The sequence below is a fragment of the Flammeovirga aprica JL-4 genome (assembly GCF_012844305.1).
Classification (GTDB): domain Bacteria; phylum Bacteroidota; class Bacteroidia; order Cytophagales; family Flammeovirgaceae; genus Flammeovirga; species Flammeovirga aprica.
The window spans coordinates 1-20,896 of the sequence record NZ_JABANE010000110.1; the positions used below are offsets into that span (position 1 = coordinate 1).

The following is a 20,896-nucleotide window of genomic DNA, read 5'->3' on the forward strand; positions in this document are numbered from 1 at the left end:
TACGGGCTGACCTCCTTCGGTTTTGAGGGTGTCGCTGTAAACGCCCATGATATTACCGCTCGCGTCTCGGATATAGAGGGTGTTGATCTCTTTGTCGGGGGTGGTGACGTATTTGGTGATACGGTTGCCGGAAGCATCATAGCGGTATTTGACGGTTTTTTGGGGATCCTGTGGATTCGGAAGGAAGTTGCCAGAGGCGTCCAAGAAGTCATTGACCTGTGCGTAATGCTCTGAGCGTTCTACTTTCCCCTGTATGTTCCAGTAGATGCGGACTTTCTCTGAGCGGTCAGCGATCAGGTTGCCGATGGCGTCGTAGAGGTAGTTGTTGTCCGCTTGGGAGTGGAAGGTGTTGGCACTGTCGGGGGTTGCTGTTACGCTGTTGGTTACTCGCTTCAGGCGGTTGGTGTTCGGATAGTAGTCATACGTCAGGTCGTGCATCTCCGCTTTATCCAAGGTGTTACGATGCAGGGTCATCAGATTGCCGTTGGCGTCATAAGAATAAGAGGCTATTTGCTGATTAGATTCTCCTTCTTGTTCTTTAGAGGCGGTGCGGATTCTGTTGAGCTGATCGTATTGGTAATGAACGCTGAGTACGTCTGTTGGCAAGGAGTCCGTGACGGTGCCTGTTGCTTGTGGAAGCAAGGTGATCATCTGGGAGATATTGCCGTTGTACAGGTCTCGGTCTGGAGATGTACTCAACTGTGTATTGATGGATCCCATCCCTGAACCGATCGGCTGATAGTCGTCTTTGTGATACGCTAAAGCATACGCAAAGGCGTCGGGTTCCTCTTCCGAAAGCCCTAGGTTGACGCCTTTGATCCACCCTTCCAAGGTGTAGTAATAATCTACGCTCTGACTATTGTAGTTGCCCAAAATCACTTGTGCCAATGGTCCGTGAGGATAGTAGATATAGGTGGCTTCCAATACCTTCTGATGTCCATCGCGGGAGGTGTGCACTTCCATCAGGCGGTTGTCGGCATCGTAGACGTAGTGATGGATAAACTGATCTTTTAGCCCTTTATTGAAGTAGACCTTGTTCACATTGCCACTTACGAGGTCATAATCATAGGCGACCTTGCGGAAGGTGAGGGTATCTTCGGGGTTGTGCTGGAAGATGGTTTTTACGTTGCCATGAGGATCGTAGTCGTAGACTGTAATGGCGGGTTCGTCTGAAAATCCGTTGTCACTGCCACTGCTTTTGACCCATGCTACTCTGTTTTTGAGAGAGGGATTTTTGGTTGGAAGTTTTGGGGGATGAGAACCCCCACAAGTGTTTTGGGCTTGTGGGGGTTGGTGTTTTGTTGTGATAAGTTTGCAACTTATTCAATTGGTTAGTTCTAAGTAACGTCTATGGTTTGACACTGAGAACAGTGAGGGGTTAAAAACTATACTAATATATTGCTGACGTAGGTATACTTATTTCCTCCTGCTAATTTATTTAAAATCTTAAAATCTTTTTTAATTAATTTACTTTCACCCTTAAATTCAATTGCTTTATATGATATTACCTTGATCATTATTTTAAAAAAATGTTCAATATCTTTTGCTACATAGTAAATAGTTTCTCCACTATCATCCATAGCTACAATTTCATTAGTATTTTTTGAATAAGCATAATATAAATCATGAATAGAATTTCTTGCAAAAAAATTATAATTCCCAATTTTCTTTATTTCATTCTCAATAATAAGAAATTCAATTGGAGTATCATTTGGAAAATAATAATTATAAACAAGCTGCTCAAGTTTATTAGTGCTAATAAACTTTTTTTTTGTTTCTATTAAACAAAATCCTAAATCTACATCATGCTTTTTTGCGTCATCTATTACAAGATTAACAAATTCATTATAAATATTTACAAACTCTTCTATTAATTGTTTAATCATTTTTTATTATTTAATTTCTTTTATGCCTATTGGAGAATATCCTCCTTCACTTTTTTGATATATTATTGCATGTTCAATTGGTGTATTATAATAATCACTTGCATCTTCGGCAGACTTGAAAAAATTATCATTAACAAAACGATTATTATCTAAAGATGGTAAATTTCCATTATCTATTAAATCTCTAACTTCATAATAATCTGCGTAGTAAACACCAAAATCTTGACTATTTTGTAAATAATTTAAAGACTCAGAATATTCCTGTTTCATAAATATTTCCAACATAGCTTGATTTCCATTTTCAATAGCTTGCTCCCCAAATTGTGTAACACCAAATGGGTCAATTCCTGCAATTGCAGCCATTGCATCTCCTTGGGCAGCTGAAGATAATGCATATAGAGTTCCTACTAACCCTAATGTTTTCAAACCTTTACCTTTAAATTTATGCCAAAGTTTTGTATAACCTTTACCTATATGTAATTGTTCTGGAAGTGGATAACCAATATGACCCTGATTATCATGATGAACATGTAATTTTTGATTTTTCCAATGTTTCAATTGAGGGTTATGTTTTAAATATTGGGAATTTGCTTTTGGAGAGAATCCATTATCAATTGCATAATTATTACTTTTATCAAACCAATTAGGATTAGTTTTTCTTACTTGATCCCAATACCATGCATGGTTCCATCTTCTTCCATTTCTAATATCCGTTTTAACTATTTTTCCTGATTGCGTTGTAAATGAATCTGGGGCTTTAGACATATCAATTTTTGCTTTTGAGTTATAGTAGGATTCAGGGTAAGGATCAAACTCTTCAAGACCATCAAGATCAATAAATCTAATCGGCTTATTCCCCGCAAACTGATAAGGCGTATACCAAGGATAAGATTTAGTAAGAGGATCCACACTCAAAAACTTCCCAATCACCGGATTATACACCCTAAACCCATAATCCTGAATCAACTGAGAACTGCTTAAATCTGTATCGTTTTCCTTCCCATTAAACCCATACCTATACCCCTCACTACTGCTACTCCTAGCCGTAATCCTCAGCCCAAAAGGATAGTAATCACTATATGAAAGAACGTGTCCTGCATCGGAATACGTTACAAGAACGTTGCCAAGGTGGTTGCTTAGCTCATAACGGCGGTGTCCTAAACCGAGCTGGGTCTGGAGGGTGTCTTCTGGCACGTACTGCCCCAGTCGGCTACTGCCGTAGATGGGGATTTCGGCGAGCTGTAATGGAACGTATACGGGCTGACCTCCTTCGGTTTTGAGGGTGTCGCTGTAAACACCCATGATGTTACCGCTGGCGTCTCGGACATAGAGGGTGTTGATCTCTTTGTCGGGGGTGGTGACGTATTTGGTGATGCGGTTGCCGGAAGCATCGTAGCGGTATTTGACGGTTTTTTGAGGATCCTGTGGGTTCGGAAGGAAGTTGCCAGAGGCGTCCAAGAAGTCATTGACCTGTGCGTAATGCTCCGAGCGTTCTACTTTCCCCTGTATATTCCAGTAGATGCGGACTTTCTCTGAGCGGTCGGCGATCAGGTTGCCGATGGCGTCGTAGAGGTAGTTATTGTCCACTTGGGAGTGGAAGATGTTGGCACTGTCGGGTGTTCCTGTTGCACTGTTGGTTACTCGCTTCAGGCGGTTGGTGTTCGGGTAGTAGTCATACGTAAGGTTGTGCATCTCCGCTTTATCCAAGGTGTTACGATGCAGGGTCATCAGGTTGCCGTTGGCGTCATAGGAATAAGAAGCTATTTGCTGATGGGCTTCTCCTTCTTGTTCTTTAGAAGCTGTGCGGATTCTGTTGAGCTGATCGTATTGGTAATGGACGCTGAATACGTCTGTTGGCAAGGTGTCCGTGACGATGCCTGTTGCTTGTGGAAGCAAGGTGATCATCTGGGAGATATTGCCGTTGTACAGGTCTCGGTCTGGAGATGTGCTCAGTTGTGTATTGATGGATCCCTCCGCTGAACCGATCGGCTGATAATCGTCTTTGTGATACGCTAAAGCATACGCAAAGGCATCGGGTTCCTCTTCCGAAAGTCCTAGGTTGACGCCTTTGATCCACCCTTCCAAGGTGTAGTAATAATCTACGCTCTGACTGTTGTAGTTGCCCAAAATCACTTGTGCCAATGGTCCGTGAGGATAGTAGATATAAGTGGCTTCCAATACCTTCTGATGTCCATCGCGGGAAGTGTGCACTTCCATCAGGCGGTTGTCGGCATCGTAGACATAGTGATGGATAAACTGGTCTTTTAGCCCTTTATTGAAGTAGACCTTGTTCACATTGCCACTTACGAGGTCGTAATCATAAGCGACCTTGCGGAAAGTGAGGGTATCTTCGGGGTTGTGCTGGAAGATGGTTTTTACGTTGCCATGAGGGTCGTAGTCGTAGACTGTAATGACGGGCTCGTCTGAAATGCCGTTGTCACTGCCATTGCTTTTGACCCATGCTACTCTGTTTTTGAGGTACAGCCCCTCGTAATCAGCATCTTCTCTTAAGGCCAGGCGGTTGGAAGCAGGAAGATCCTCAATATGGTCGTAATAGGTATGTGTGACCTGTGAGATCCCTTCCGATGGGAAGGTGATATTGTTGACTTCCGCTTTGATAAGAGCCTCTGTTACTGTAATTGAATCCGTGGAAGACAACTGTCCGGCTTCAATCACCCTTCCCAAGGCATCGAATTTGGAATAGGCAAAATTACCCTCTTCCTTCTGCTTTGCATTCTGAGAAAAACGCAACCTTCCCAGTCGGTCATACCAGAACTCAGTGACTCCGGCATCAGGGGTGCTCTGCCAGATGAGCTGATTGAGGGCGTTGTACCTGTAAATGGTTTTCAGCTGATGATCGCCTAGTCCTTGATCCTGATATACTACACCTTTCGGCGGTACGGTCTGAATCAAGTTGCCTACTAAATCATAGTAATACAAAGTATAATGATGCTCACGCTGTGGAATGCGGGCAATATGCTGTTCTGATAGATTATTAATACAGCGGTTGATGGCTTCTTGTTTGGCACGTTCGAGCCCTTGCTGGAAAGCTTGCTTTGCTTCTTCATAAATCAGCTCTGTATAATGGTTGTAGACATCAATACTGCACAAAGAAGCGTAGTAACTGTTGCTTACAGAGTTTTTGATCATCTCTGCCAGCGGACCATTGTCGTAATCAAAGATACCTCCTTTGCGGTTTTCGTAAGTGTAGGACAGCATAGTCAGTGGACAGTCGTTGCGTTTGAAGAGTGCTCTCATGCCCAGGCTGTCTGCCAGATGATCAGTGTTGTGAAGCTCCAAACGGGTCGGGTAGCCAGCACGACGGGTGGTGCTGTAAAGCTGTGCGTTGTGAAGTGGCCAGTAGGAAATCATGTCCTTGTTGGCCAGTTCGATGCCCTGATAGAGTTTGATTCTTTTGTGGAGCATCTCCAGAATCAGCTTATTTTGCTTAGGATGTTCATCGCTGATGCCTAGGGCGGATTTCCAGATGGACAGGTCCATCAGTTTCCCTTTGAAAGGTCTGCTCTCAAAACCGCCAACTCTTGCACCTCCGCCTATTGACAAACCATCGAAACGGTTGGTTTGAAGGTCGGTGGTACAACCTTCAAGAAAGGTAGTATCCTGATAAACATAAAAGTTGGTACCTTCTCTGTTGATGGACAGGTATGTACCACAGTCATCAAAATTACGCAGTGGTATTCTAAAACCTCGGTACTGTGACAGGCGAACCAGAAGAAGTATTGAATCACTTTCAGAAAGAAGTTGTACTTCAAAACCGTTTTCGGGATAAGTATCCAGATTACTGAAAAGTAACTGATTGCCTGCTTCTATGGCATCAGGTTGCATTCTGAACTCCACTCTGAAATCGCCGACCTCTTCCACATCACTTTCGGGAATGCGATAGTAAGGCGAAGTGGCGGAATCGCCGTTAAAATAGAGACCGTTGATGTACCACTCTCTTGTTGATACCTTAGTGGTTACGATAGAAATACTGTCACGCATATGTGCGAAGGCATTGTCATCAGCAACCTCCCCTCCACTGCTTCCAAAGATACAGGCTGAGATTGTGGCATCTACTTGATACTGTGTAAACAGTTCATACAGCACTTCAAACATTATATCAGAGGAACGATCACTGCTGACGCCAGTGAAGGTAAACTGATCCAGGTACGGGTCATCCATACTGTAGAACTGCTTGTAATAATCTACCAAAGCCTCACGGATCAATGAGTCTTGATCTGCTGGGAATGTGTAGGCAGGAATGGTGTCAGATTCTGGCTGGAAACATTCTTCTGCCGCATAGCTTTGCAGTTTTGAAATGACACGCAGTATTCTGGAATCATTGATCGATCGAGGGGAACCGAGGATTTCCTGCTCTTCTGCAGTAATCGTGGTAGAGTCATTCAATATTGCCTCTACTTCTTCATCCACATAATTTTCAGATAATGAGCTAGGATCATCAGAATCTTCTTCTTTTGGTCCCACTTTCTCGAAAAATATCGTAATACAGTCATCAATATGCAGATCATCTTCGCTACTGATCGTAGCATCTGCAAAAGCTAGGAAATCACTCTCCAGATAAGCACGCTTTTTCAGCTGATACATATTAATTACCAAGGCCAATACATCCTCCTTTAGAATATTATCCTGCAGTTTATCTTCTTTGTTCGTATCAAATACCTGTTCTGTATAATAGGAATTCATCGAACCTATCAAAGCTTCTCTATCTGTGCCATTATCTCTAAAGAAAGGATCATTATCTACAATAGCCTCTAAATAAAGTTCTCCAAAATTGATGTCTTTCAAGTCCTCATCCTGCGACAGTTGGGATTGAATTAAAGTCAGCTGATTGTCGTAATAGAAACTTTCAATTTGGGCGTGTTGCCAATTATATAGTAAGGCCTCTGCTTTTCCCTGCTGGCATAACTCAAGGTCTGACTGTTCCTTTGTGGTTAAATTCTCTTCAGGAATTTGTTCTAAATCACTACATGGCTGTACTGTAAGCTTAGAGTGTGTCAGTGTTTTTGCATCTGGTTCAACAAGAGGTAGAAGTTCATGAAAAGCAGGCAACGGCTGATCTGGCGCTATGTCAATGGGTACCAAAGTATCCATTTGAATAAACACACGATTGCCACAGTCTTCCAGACCCTTATTGATAGAATCTTCATATTGAGTAAAAAACTGCTCTATAAGCAAGTCCATATAGCCTACTGTATCTTGTTCTACGATACGGCTGACTTCCTTTTCATTGACACTTAACTTTTTGAAAACAGTATATACCCCCACTTCACTGGTACTCGCTGTGACTACCGAAAATTGCAGACGTTCTAGAGGACCTGAACATGAGATAGTCTGTTCAGTGGTATCTGATTGATAGATAAATTGATTACCAGAACTGTTGTTATTGACAGATAGAGCTACCCTATTGCCTAGCGGGTCTAAGACATAAATAGATAAGTCATAGATACAGGTTTTGCAGTCCGTAGATTGTATTGTTCCAAAGCCCTGCATCAGGAAAGAATAATCCAGCTCAATTGATGGACCTGCATTTGATAAAAAGACCGTGGATACCGACTCCGTGGTACTTCCATTGAGATTACTTTGGGCAATATCTTTTTCAAAGATGGCATCATAACTTTGGTTGGTATCCAGTTCCAGACTGTCTACATTAGAAGGAGGCACCCCACCTAAAGCAGTAGCAATCACTTGATTTTGGGGATCGAAATAGCTGATAGAAATCTGCTTATTTGGATCCATAGTAATTTCTTTTCTATAGTGCTCATGATAACCTACATTGTCACCAAACAGACGCTGAAGTTCTTCTTGTGAGGGGGTTTCATAAAACTTTATAGTTGGCACTCTGTTTTCTCCTACGCTAACCACTCTGCTATTACGGCTGAACTGATCTTGTGTATACTCTGTAGAAGTATACACAAAACCAGAGGCATTAGGTATCCTTTTGAGATATTCTTGGTCATAGCTTTGTCGGGGGGAGTAATATGCATCAGCAGCACCACTCAAAGGTCCTATCACAGCTACACCATCTTCACCTCTCAATGTGTCCAATACTTGTTCATAATGCTTTAAGTGTGCCGTACTCGTATTAGTAGAATATCCTTCAAAAGTATTGAAATTAGGTCGAAAGTAAAGTGTAGAATCCTCATCAGGAACAGGTAACACCTGAATGGCACTCCTTCCTTGTAAATCATAGAACTGCTCACTCACCAGCGACTTCTGCTTGTGGTTAACCGACATATTCACAATGGACTGTCTTTGCTTTAATGACTTGTCCATATAAGTCATAACCGTTTTCTTTTTACCTTCCTCTGCGAAAGTGGTTACTTTCTGCCAGTTTATATTTTCCTCAAAACCATCCGAAAGTGAATCTACCAGATAGGTCATAGAGCCATATATCATGGCGTCAAAATCAGAATTGTAATAAGTAACGGGTTGTATACCCATTATTAATAAACCCTCAGGATATTGCGCTCCGATGGTATATTTATTTGTTCTTATTTGTACTTTAGCTGGTAACTGATGTTGAGCTATTTCTTTATAGGTCTCTTCTGCCTCAGTGATATTTTGTAATGTAAGGTATAAGCTGTTTGGGAAAGTATCCTCTTCAATAAAAAACCATGAAATATTGTAGGCCAATGCATCTTGAAAAGGATCCCATGATAATGCCATTTGATCTTCAATATGATTGATAGATGCATTGGTTATCGTATTCTTTCGCCAAGCATCTACTTTGTTTTTTAATGTATCAAGAGGAGCATCTTCACTCCTCAATTCAATCCCCGCAAATTGATGACGCTGTACTGTGAAACTGATAGTGGAATCAAGTGTGGCTAAACTCTCAGCACTTAAATTTGATGTTTCTTCCAGACCAACGATTTTGAACGTATAGTGTTCATGTTCGTCTCTGTTGAGCTTGTATTGATCAAAGACCCAAAGATTACTGTATTTTTTCTCGACTCCGCCCAATTGGAAATGCAGTGTATCTGACACCGCTTGCTGATTATCCATCAGAAGAAATGATATCCTTTTCAGGTATTCTGCTGTATCAGATGCGATCACTTCCAAGTCTTTATTACATTGCAGCGTGGCAGAAAGTATATAATAACTATTCAGTCCCTCACAGCAGTCAAACCAAACTGGCAATTCGTCGCCTACTTCTACTTCCGCCCAAGTAAAAGCTGTCTGTGCTGTATCATCTATGGCATACTGATCATAATGAGTATAAAAATTCTTATCATAAAGATGGTCGATTTCCTCGGGCAGTATAGGGTAGTCCTGTGCTTTCAGGAAAGAGGTATTCCCTAGCAGAAATGACAGAAGAAAGAGTATATAGATTTGTTTGTTCATTGCTTTTTGATGTTGTGGTCAGAGAATAACTACTGAAAAAGTCCGCTTTCCTGATAGTCGAAATTAATAGTATGCGTCTTTGCTGGTAATTCCACCTCTATGAGGTCTTCTATGAGAAGAGTGTAATCCAAGAGATATCGTTCATCTATTACTTCATTTGTAATACCTGAAAGTACGTCATCACTCTTCATTAAGGTGATGTAGCTTGAAAATCCTGACTCCTGGCCGAATAATAAACTTTTCACTACGATGATCCATATTCCTTCCTCCTCTAAAGTGAACTCAAATGCGTCGTCCTTTACGGTGGTTTCTACTCTCGTAGTGACAGTATTTTCAGTTATCAGACTATCTATAAAATTGACAATACCGGGATTGATCAGGTAATGACTGACCTTATTGTATTCTTGAGAAAGAGGAGGCAAATACATGATTCTGCAAGTGTAATCCTGAGGGTCATTCGTATTATGCCAATACGACTTGAACTGATTAAAACTGATATCGTATCGCAATGACTCTAAAAACTTCTGTGTATTACTTGCGTTGATAATATCCAAATCTACATCAATATCAATTTGTGTCTGATAACTATAGCTGTCTCCTTTTACAGTGTTATCAAGAATAATATTACCTGACCTGGTAAATGTATTATTGTCGGTTGAGAGTGAATAGACAGTCCTATTATTTCTGGAACAATTGACTGTTGTTTGCCCTCCTCCAGGATAATTGTCAAATACTATTGATTGCATTGCATCTATCTTGGATACTTCATTCACCCCTTTGAAATACCCTGCAGTACATCCTGCGTTGGTGGCTATTTCAAAAATATCACTCAATGGCGGTGTCCACATATAAATACGTCTGTAATACCCATTTTTTTCACAGGTATACAACCCGTCTTTTTCCAATATCTGCTCTATATTTTGATTGGTCAGTGTTGTTCCTTGATAGCTCCATTTTCCTTCAGGAAGAGGGTTGGGTGTATATCCTCTAGTGATAAAGATACCGTAGTCGTAGTAGTCTTGGATTTCTACAGCAACCATCTTTGAGGTACTATCTGCACAATTACCATAAGTCACAAATTCAAAGTGATGTATTCCTTCTGGAACCAATCCATATACCTCTTTGATATTGAGCTGAAGTGTGTTTTTGATTTCTCTTTTTTGGTTCTCTTTTATGTAGTACCATTTATAGCTTCCATTACCATAATCTACCACTGGAGAAAGTGTAAGATTCAAATTTTCCCCTTTTATTAGGTAACTGCTGTCAAGGTCTGAGATTGTTGTAAAACTATTACAGGTAAATTTGATCGTTGTACTATCTATTACCTGATTTCCACATTGTCCACCGCTACTATACAAGTAAAATTTCACATCACCTAAAAGATCTGAGTAATTACCATCTTCTGGAAAGTAATTCATAATATCGTGTATGGATAATATTTTTTGATAACTACCTACACCTATTAAACCTGAGGCTGTTTTTGAACCCCATGAAAAATCTTTTCCTTCTCCATTTTCTATTACAGGGTCAATAACAAGGTCAACCCCCAAATCTCTGTTGAATGTATAAGAATCTTCAATGCCACCACTTACATACTCTCCACAATTAGGAGTGACTATTATTACTGCTAGATTTCTTACTTCATGTGCAACATAAAAATCATTTTGGTTTTCATCTTGCTTATAGACATCAAATTCACAAGAATAGTAATAAGTACCTACCTTATCATATTTTACATTACTTGGAACATAATCCAACGTAGATATTACTTCATCATTAAAAGTAACTTTAAAAACAATGTTCGTTGCAAAATAATTATAGGATACCCCACTTTCTGATGTTTCATAACTATCTACGAAATCAAACCCGAACTCATGGCCTACACTCACATAAGCAGTGTTATTATCATAGTCTACAGAATCGGATTCATAATAAGTTGTAATATACCCTATTCTACTGGGGTCCCAACTGTAATAAGACATAGGGGCTCCGTAAGGCGTTATTGGATGACTTATAGGTTTAGTATTGTATAAGTCGGCATTTTTTTCTGGAAAATATTTTTTATTAGCAAAAGCACTTAAAACACTAAGTGTTAAAATAAAAATCAATATAAATTTTTTCATCATAGCATGCTATTGAGTAATGTTAGATTGTACCTCTTGTATAGTCACCACTCCTCGTGCGGTTTCTTTTTGAAGCAATTTTAAATTTCCTTCCTCATCATAACTATAGCTGGTGGCATAGTTATTTTCATCCAATGTGGTTTGTAACCTATAGGTATAAGGATCATAATAGTAACTATTCATATTCCCGTTCAGAGGGTGTATTCTCAAGTCGTCAATACGTACTTTGTTACTTCCTGTTAAGAAAGTGAATGAGAGACCGTCATATTTTTCTCCACTGTAAGTGAAACTTCCTTTTACTTGTTGCCACCCTTCTATTACCTTTCCTATGGATTGAATCGTATCTTCATTTACTACAATCGAAAGTTCATCCTTATAATCGGTTACATAATCTGACAAAGCAGGCACCTTTATCCATGCACTAAAACTATATTTTTTACCATCATCAAGTGATAAATGGTTCAATTTTATTGACTTTGTACCGTTAATTTCTGCTACATACTCTCCAGTATGAGCCTGTAGATCTTGGATAATTTGAATACCTGTATTTTGTTGGATCACGGAGTCTACAATCACAATCTCTCCTACCCAATTACTCAATGCATCAAAACCATATCCATCTAAACCAATAATTGAATAATTTTCTTTAGTGGAATCCCCATCTGAAAAAGTAGCCCCTAAAGTTTCATGCAGGGTATCTGCAGTATGTATATAATCAAATCGACAGCTGATCACTGCATCTAATACAAATGGTTTAGGCAACTCTTCTTCATACTCAGTACCTCTAACCGTCACTAAAGTTTGATTGTCTTCTAATACTTCCCCCAAGTCTACACCATTATCACCTATTACTGCCAATAATTTTCTGCCCGCATAAACCGGAAATTTGTAGATTTTGCGGTTTTCAAAAAAGAGGTCTTGTTTATTTCCTTCCTCAAAGCTGGTAAATAACATTTCGTCCTGACGCATATTTGCTCCTGTTGCCGTTACAAACTGTCCATCTGTTGAAAACAACACTGCACTATAATTGCCAAGGGCATCCTGCTGTTCTGAGGAATGACCTCTTTTGTTGTACTGAGTAATAGTATGGTTTTTCACCCATGTATTATTATCATCATTTTCTATCTTGGTGTCTGCCATTACATGGTTCCCTTTCCAGCCCATCGCATTGAAAGACGAAATCGCCCCATCACCTCTGAGGTCTCTACTAGAAGTATCGTACCTTCTTTGTCCTGTATAAAAATAACTTCTATCATTTCTCCATACTCCCGCTTTTGCACCTAACCAAGGTGATAGCCTTTTACTACTTACATTTGCTTCATTTAAAAGCCAAGCATCAGAGTAAGTGTGTGAGGCATTAGAAAGCACGTTGGTATAAATATCATTGTTCTCCTGATAGTTGACGATAGCCATGCGAAAATCTCTAGGTGCATCTATTGTTGTCACTCTTGACTCCCCAGACACTTCAATCAAATTATCATTACTACAATGATTTACTTTTGACTCTTCCAAGTCATGATTAAACGTGTTTTGCTGAGGTACATAAACAATCTTAACAGTGATATCATATTGTTTCAATACACCTTGAGCGTGTTCATTAAAATCATAGATCAAGATATTTGATCCTCCATTTCCTCCCGACTGATAAAGTACTTCTTGTGTGCTATTATCTTTTACTGTCCAATAGTATTTTTTTCTAATTTCACGATTATCCAATACTGGATCATTAGCAATACTAAACTTATACTTTGTAGGACAAATCACCTGCGGTATTACCACCGGTCTTGCGATAAAGAAAAACTTTGTAGGTCTTGAGTATTCTATGTTTGGGTTGCCTGTATATTGATACCCATTAACTGTTTTTTCTATATGATAAGATACTTTACGCCTCACAAGTACTTCTGCATAAGAAGTTGAATCTGTTAGGTTAAAGGTATTATGCCCTGATTCCTTATAACTCATTCTTAAAGAATCACCATCATAAATAGCATATTCTAATATATCTGTACTCTGTGTAGAATGATTGGGTGTGGTTAATTGTCTATCACTGATATAATTTACTACATCATACATTCTATCCGTATCTAGAATAACAATATTAGTCGTTTCCGGTGAAGGAGGTGAAGGATAAACAGTCACCTTTTTCAGAGTAGCTAAAGGATTGCTTAATAACAATAAAGTGTCATTATTGACAAGCCTTTTTTGTGTATTTTGAAGTTCTAACCACTTTGTCCCTACAAAATTATTGGCAGGTATCGCTGTTTTATTATTGGATTGAAGGTCTGTATAAATATGACGTCCAATATATTGATTATATTCAGGGTGATCTTTTTTTACAGAGTCATCCCAAAATGTTGCCCTTACATTAGTATAATTACCGGAATTAAAATCAATTTCTATAGGCTGATCTTGGCATTGGAAATATTCTTCATTATCTGTATACACTGGAGCAGGAATTGTAGTGACACAAAGATATGCTAACGCATTCCTAACTCCACCACCACCATCAGCACCACCATTGTCTTTGTATGCATATCCTCTTGCTTCTAGTTTAAATATTCCCCCTTCTAAAAACTTGTCTTGACTAAAATCTACATCCATCACTATCTGATATCTTTTCCTCTCTGAGTTATGGTAATCATAATTTTGAATTACACCCTTTTTAATATCAGATATTCTTAATATTCTCCTCTCTTTATCACTGCCACCACTCGACATATAATTACCACTTGTTGCTGTAAAACGAAATTGGATTTGGTCTCCCACATGAATCTTCATAAACTTGGTTTTGGTATCCCTTTTTGTGGGTACTAAACTCCAATTTTGATTACAACCATACCTATACTCCAACCTAAAGGTACCTAAGTCAAAACCTTTACCAGAAATCGATTCTGAATTATCTGCATCTTGTTGATATGCATTAAAGTTATCATATTCACAAGAAGGGCAATCATCTTCATTAACACCTACTGGCTTATCAATAACATCCACCCCAAAATGCACTGTATCAACGATTACAGAAGATGTACTCCCTGAATTACAACTATATTTATGTTTCAATAAATAGTTGCCTTTTGCATTAATTATCAGTGTATTAAGATCTGAAGTATACTTCACCTTTTTGTCTTTAAAACCAATTGAAGTATAACTCCCATTATTATTTAGCCTAAATAAAGTAAACTCACTACTCACCAAAGTATGATTTGGGTTAACCTTCTTAAATTCACCATTTCTGTTATACTCACACTCTACCAAACCATCAGTATATAGAAAAGAATAATCAAATTTTACAGGATCGATTTCAGCGGTAAAATCCAATGTATCTTTTACTATATATAATGAGTCGTCACAGCTATATTGATAATGATGGTATAATCGGTATTCACCAGAAGAATAGATACCAAAATTTTTCAGATCACTACTATTGTAAAAAATATCATCTGATTGTACATCTATATAATTATCATACCCTTCCTTTTTCTGAATCACAAAATGATGTTCAATGTTTGGGCTATTGCTCTCTAAATCGTTTTTTATTCCCTCATTGGAATAAGCCATACAACTTTCTATTATTTCTTTACCATCTGTTATTCCAAAGGGATAATAAAAGGTTATCAGAGAAGGATCAACTATTGCAATATTAGTTGTAAAATCAATTGAATCAGTTCTTGTATTTGATATAGCACTACAACTAAAATTATAAGTATGATACAGTCGGTATACACCAGAAGCATAAATGGTGAAGTTCTTTAAATCACTTGCATCAAAAGAGATTTCATTGGGCTGTACATTTCTGTAAATATTATTCTCATCCTTTTTCTTTATTGAAAATTGATGTGTAAAACCAAAATCATAAACAGAATTATCTTTAAAACCTTCATTAGAGGTTTCTGAACATCCTTTTTCTAGGTGAGTACCATCTATGATTCCAAAAGGATATGAAAATGATATATTTGATGTATTTCCTGATGCGAAACTATCACAAATAATTGTAGTGATATCTTCATCTTCTCCTTTTGGATCAACAGGGTATTTCTTTTCTAAATCATAATATATATATCGATACTTTGGTGTACTATTACCCGGTTCATAATATTTCTCTCTATATTTTGTCACCCTGTAAGCAAAGTAGTTATACTTTACAGAGTGCTCTCCTGTATCTTTAAATGTAAATGGAATAGAGTAGCTTACGTCATACGAAAAAGTATTAAACTTATTGGTATTTATATAATCATGATTGAAATTTTTATAAAACACCTGTTCTCCTGCATTATTCGTAATGATAATATCCTCTAAAGCTGTTAACTCATAATATTCTACCTCATTTCCATAATCATCGTATCCATCACCCACTTTTTCTTCATAAGAAAAATGATACCCTGTTAGGTTGTAGGTCTCACCTACCTCTATTGTTGGAGGTATATCTGTTTGAGCAAAAGCCTGCTGTAATAACACCCAGCAAAATATCGTTGCTATTATTTTTGTTCCTAAATTCTTCATTCTTATTGATAAGTTGGTGTTATGAAAACTCTTTTTACTTCTTGAGGCTCTTCTATCTGTCTTTCTACCAATAAAACCGTTGGAGTGTCAAGCGTTACATACTCCTCTGCTTTTACTCCTAAGCTGTTTCTGTTTCCAGACCTTATCAATCTGAAATCAAAAGTATTGGCAGTGTCCTGTGTCGCTAAAAGCAATTCAAAGGCTGGTTTATTTTCTTTTGTAAGTCCAATAAAAACAGCTTTCCTTGGATTAGATTCTGATTCCGATTTGACTAAAAATTCATCTCCTGCAATCAAATGCTTCATATAGTCAGCATCTCCACTTTTCGATTCGGCTATAAAAATGTTCGGATTAGGATCATTAAGTGGGTGACCATTGCCTGTCAACTCCTCACGCTGTTCGTACTTCTGTAAATTAGCGGAGAACTTCAAGTTCTCATTGACAGAGGCCTTATCCATTCGTCTGTATTTGTAATAAGCAGGAATATTCACATTGAAAAGTGTTTTTTCTTTTTCTAGTGCCATAGAATCCTTTTCTCTTTCATAGAAATGTGTGGTGTTTTTGGAGACTAATACATCTCCAGTATTTTGGTCCCATAGTTTATTTTCTTGTAAAGAATAAACACCATCATGAAACGACTCAACGGATTCTAATATACCAGACTGATGTATCACTTTATTGGTAGTAAAAGTGGTCACATTTTCTTTACTTATAAAGACATCAGGAATTAATGCTACAAAAGGAATAACAACAAATGCCAGAGGAATTGCATCCAAATTAAAGTTTAAACCTCCTGATATTGTTTGAGTGAAATACTTACTAGAACCGACAAAAGTATCTATTTCTAACCCAACATATTGCTCCTTTTTTGAAGATGACAAGTTTCCTTTTTCATCATATGTGCCCGTCGGAATCTTACTTATGAGCTTAAGCTTTGTAGAGTCATCCGAAGTTAAGTACTCATTGAGGTATTTATATTTAGTCCAAGATGTAGGAGTAGTCGAAATACTACCATCTGCTTCTTGAGCGTAAAATGACATACTTTTAGGTTTGCCATGCATATCATTATTGATAATACAGAACCCTTGACTTGCATCAAATTTTCTTTCAGAAACGAATTGAACAAGATCCCTAAGTTCATTTTTACCTGGAGCTTCTTTTCGGATATCTGTTTTAGCAGTTCTTACTGGAAAATCCTTCGCCGTATAGAATTCATGAACTACTTTTCCTTTTTTACTTCTTGCAATTGTTTCGAAACTCGATAAAGGAGTTATACCTTCTACTTTTTTCAATAAAGAACCATTAGAAGTCTTAGAGGCTAAAGCTTTTGCTGAAGCTAAATCCAATACTTCTACTTGACTGTATCCTACTATTGGGGACGGGAAAAAATTCTCATTAAAAGGTAATTCAATAAAGGAAACATCATTATTTCTCAAAGCTACCTCGCGTACTGTATAGACAGGAAGCCTGTGTGGTATTTCTTCCCCTCCTATCAGCGGTTCATAAGCAGCAACACCTGTACTCTCATAACGATTTCTTTTCTCATTATATCTTTCATAATTATACACCTGACCATAAACGACCTGCTTGTCTTGGCTCCAGCCATCATACATTGCTATCTGTGATACTCTATGCCCTCCTCCATATTTACAAAGGTGCTTTTGGTCATTTTTAGTTTTTGACGATTTTAGACGTAAAAACGAATAAGAAAGATTGATCTTTGAAGCCACACCTGTTATACGACAATAGTTAAAATACCCCGTTAATGCTCTGAAAAGTTGTTCTGCTAAATTTACCACCGCAAAGAGTGACTCCATAATAACTGCTTCAGAAGAAGTGGGATCATCAAAGGTATTCAAAGAACCTAACAGCTTAGGTTCGGAAGCTTGTATGTATTGAAAAGCGGCAAGTTCAAAAGGATGATAACGACTCGGAACACCTTCATTTGTATTTATTGTAATCAGACCACTAGAATACGATATATTCCTTTTATTTACTTTAAAATAGCCCTTAATATCATTCCATCTGTATCTATCTTTGCTTAATAGCAATCTCGCTGAGTAAGCAACTTGTGCATTTCCTTTTCCATCAAAATCAAATAACTCATTGAATCCTTCTTGAGCATTTGAAGAATTCATCCAATTGGGTGCTCTGAATTTCAAGAAAGAAGATAGGTTTTTTATCCCTCCCTCATTTTCACCTGAACCATCTGTAAGCTTTACCATCTCCATGGCCTCTTTTTCTTGTACATAAGCATAGTCATCGCTTTCATATTCTATATGAATATCAGCTCCAGATGGTAACTTAATTTTAGAGATACTCCACATTCCGGCATAATAACCTAGAGTTTCTTTTGATTCCAATTGATCTGTGTAAGGGAAGAAAACCTCATTTAAACCATTACTCAATCTCCTGTAAGTACCCCAGCGGTCTTGACTATCTGTATGATAACTGTCTTTATCCCCTCCTTCATTATAATAAAATTTATAAGGGTTAGAATAACTGCGATTAGTTTTCCCATAAGTAAAGTGCAATGAATGTAAGGTAAGCTTTCCTTGACCTATCGCTACACTATTGGGAGTACCTTTACAAAGGTTATAGCCTATTCCATCCTCTCCTGTATAGTTGAAGTGTACCTTTTTAAGTGGTGATCTTTTAAAATACAACGGGTCCCCTGATTTTAAATTATAAGCTTTTCGAGTATATAATTCTATATTATCTAACTTCTGTTGCTTTGATCTTGTACCATTATTAGCGTTTTCTGTACTTGATGCTAATTCAGTAGTATAAGCACTTAAACCATCTTCTCTATCTGAGGTATTGAAAAGAGCAATATGTGTTGCTGTTTCTGCTTTTGCTAAGATATAAATTTCTTTATCTCCTATAGAGTAGTTTCCTTTATCATCTTCTATATCACTTAGACTTCCAGGTGAATAGTTACCGTCTAAATAAGGAGCCCTCCACTTAAATTTATCATCTACTTTTTTGTATGTGAACTTTACCCAATATCCCAGATCATCCTCAGTAAAACCGTCTCCTGTCACATCTACATAATCAGGACCAACAATAGCTGTAAGCAAATGAGCATACGTAAATGCAGGCGTTTCCATCACCTGTTCAAATTTATTTGTAGAAGAAAGGTTTTTCGGAGAAGTCCTTACATCTACTTGAGAAGAATAGTGTCCATAAATATTTCTTGGTTCCTTAACACTTCTTGTTACTTCTTTTTTAGAATTGTTATAAGCAGGTAACCCATATATATATCTAGCACCTCCTTCGTTAGTAGCTATAAAAGCACCAATATGGTGATCTTTATGTTTAGACCTGTCTAGTGCTGGTTCTTCTCCATTAGAAGTAATAATTGATACATCAAGTTCGGGTGCTGTACTTCCCTTTTTAAGATAAGCAGACTGAATAGAAATGATAGAGGAGTTGGAATTTGTTTTGCTTAATGTATTGACTACATTTTTTTGAGCTAGAAATTTATTCTTATTGTGATCTATATTTGAAGGATTAAAAATATCTGCATCTGATAAAGTATTAGTATCTACAGGCAATGCCTCTCCATACATTTTAAAAGATGCTCCATTTCCTTCACTCTCTGATTTATTTATACCTAAATCTGTCTCACTAGAATACCATACTCCTGATTCTTCTTTCGTTTGCATATAAGTACCATTGGCTCCAATTTTAAAAAGTGGGACATCAGTACCGATTGAACCATTATGACTTTCTGACTTTACCTTTTTATCACCTAGCATAGGAATATGGTTCATCTTTGCTCTAAACATACCTGAGAAACCTTGTCCATTGACCACATATATATCTTGAAGTAATCCAGTCTGTGATAAATTTTGAGTGGCCTCTGATAATGCTACATCTTTTTCTGTATTGAAATCAAGTAATCGATTTTTATTATCTGCAGCTATATGATGGTAATAACTTCCATATGCACCAACCGTTTTGTTTTCATCAAAGGTTGTTTGACTGTAAGCTCCCTTTACTACTGCATTACCAAAAATAGTAAATAAACTTCCTCCTAATTTTACATCGAAGGTCATTCCGAATGAATTCGATCCAAAAGGTATTTTAGGAGAAAAACCAGAATGTGAAAAGCTAAAACTTCCAGACCTAATCGTTTTATAGGTTTGTGAACCATTTATTGTTTTTGTTATCTTATTACCTTCCTTGTCTTTTCTTTGTACATCAACTGAAAAAGACCTTGAAGCATAAGGTGTTAATTGTAAATCACTCCCTCCCTTGATAGAATTGTACTGCATACCTCCATTTAGTCCGAATAAAGCTCTATTTGCCGCCCCTCCTATACCTAAATTACCAGAAACTGTCAAACCTCCTTTAGTATCTAGATTTGCTCCTAAACTAATGCTTGAAGATAGTGAATGGGTTGATAATGTATCTTTCTTTCCATTATTGACCATTTCTTTATCTTTCAATGACGTCTTACTTAGTACAGCCATTATATCAGCACCCACACTATAACTTATACCTCTATAAGTGTTATAATTCATTCCCACTGACACCCCTAGCTCAGGGTCAAAACCTGCGACTTCTAAGTTTCCACCAACCATCAGCCCTACATTTATATCGGGCTTCATTTGTATTTCCTGTCTCACTTCATCTCCCTTAAAATCATCAGGAATACCTCTCACTTGCCTTGTAATTGCTCCAGGATTTAAATTCCAGCCAAGGCCGACCCATGAAGCTTCTTGATCGACTCCAATTCCCGCTTGATAATTAAGGTGCAAAGGATAACCTCCATTCGGTCCTGGTAATTCTAACAGAGGAATATTATAAGAAAAGTCACCTGTGAATAAATTGACCATATCAGAAGTTTCTGCTTGTGAGAACGTTTGAGTTTCTGGCTGTGCAGGTCCTGAGGTCAATGCAAATACAAATGAAGGTGTCAGTAAACTATTCAAAAAAAGTAGAATAAATGTATAAACAATCCGCTTCCTTGCGGTCATTGTTTGTAGTATAGCCGTCATATCTAGTGTCTTTAAG

6 protein-coding genes are annotated in these 20,896 nt (G+C 37.9%); all 6 read right to left on the bottom strand.

Translation table 11 applies throughout. The features are described 5' to 3' along the window. Positions 1-1,041: hypothetical protein (locus HHU12_RS27285; RefSeq protein ID WP_169659908.1), on the bottom strand; the 1,041-nt coding region annotated here is incomplete at its 3' end. Between the two features lie 344 nt (positions 1,042-1,385). Then, entirely contained in the window at positions 1,386-1,886 is a 501-nt protein-coding gene (locus HHU12_RS27290; protein ID WP_169659909.1) for a hypothetical protein, read from the bottom strand. 6 nt (positions 1,887-1,892) lie between these two features. Next, on the bottom strand, positions 1,893-9,251 hold the full coding sequence (locus HHU12_RS27295) for an RHS repeat-associated core domain-containing protein (protein WP_169659910.1): 7,359 nt from the start codon (positions 9,249-9,251) through the stop codon (positions 1,893-1,895). A gap of 29 nt (positions 9,252-9,280) precedes the next feature. Beyond that, the gene (locus HHU12_RS27300) at positions 9,281-11,377 is read right to left on the bottom strand and encodes a hypothetical protein (RefSeq protein ID WP_205960004.1); all 2,097 of its coding nucleotides are present in this window, start codon (positions 11,375-11,377) and stop codon (positions 9,281-9,283) included. Positions 11,378-11,383: 6 nt separating this feature from the next. After that, entirely contained in the window at positions 11,384-15,874 is a 4,491-nt protein-coding gene (locus HHU12_RS27305; protein WP_169659912.1) for a hypothetical protein, read from the bottom strand. A gap of 2 nt (positions 15,875-15,876) precedes the next feature. Continuing rightward, positions 15,877-20,880, bottom strand: a complete 5,004-nt coding sequence (locus HHU12_RS27310; protein WP_169659913.1) for a hypothetical protein — start codon at positions 20,878-20,880, stop codon at positions 15,877-15,879. Between the last annotated feature and the right edge of the window lie 16 nt (positions 20,881-20,896).

Coding starts and splice junctions, on each gene's coding strand:
- HHU12_RS27290 (WP_169659909.1), bottom strand. CDS start 1,886: ATGATTAAACAATTAATAGAAGAGTTTGTAAATATTTATAATGAATTT.
- HHU12_RS27295 (WP_169659910.1), bottom strand. CDS start 9,251: ATGAACAAACAAATCTATATACTCTTTCTTCTGTCATTTCTGCTAGGG.
- HHU12_RS27300 (WP_205960004.1), bottom strand. CDS start 11,377: ATGATGAAAAAATTTATATTGATTTTTATTTTAACACTTAGTGTTTTA.
- HHU12_RS27305 (WP_169659912.1), bottom strand. CDS start 15,874: ATGAAGAATTTAGGAACAAAAATAATAGCAACGATATTTTGCTGGGTG.
- HHU12_RS27310 (WP_169659913.1), bottom strand. CDS start 20,880: ATGACGGCTATACTACAAACAATGACCGCAAGGAAGCGGATTGTTTAT.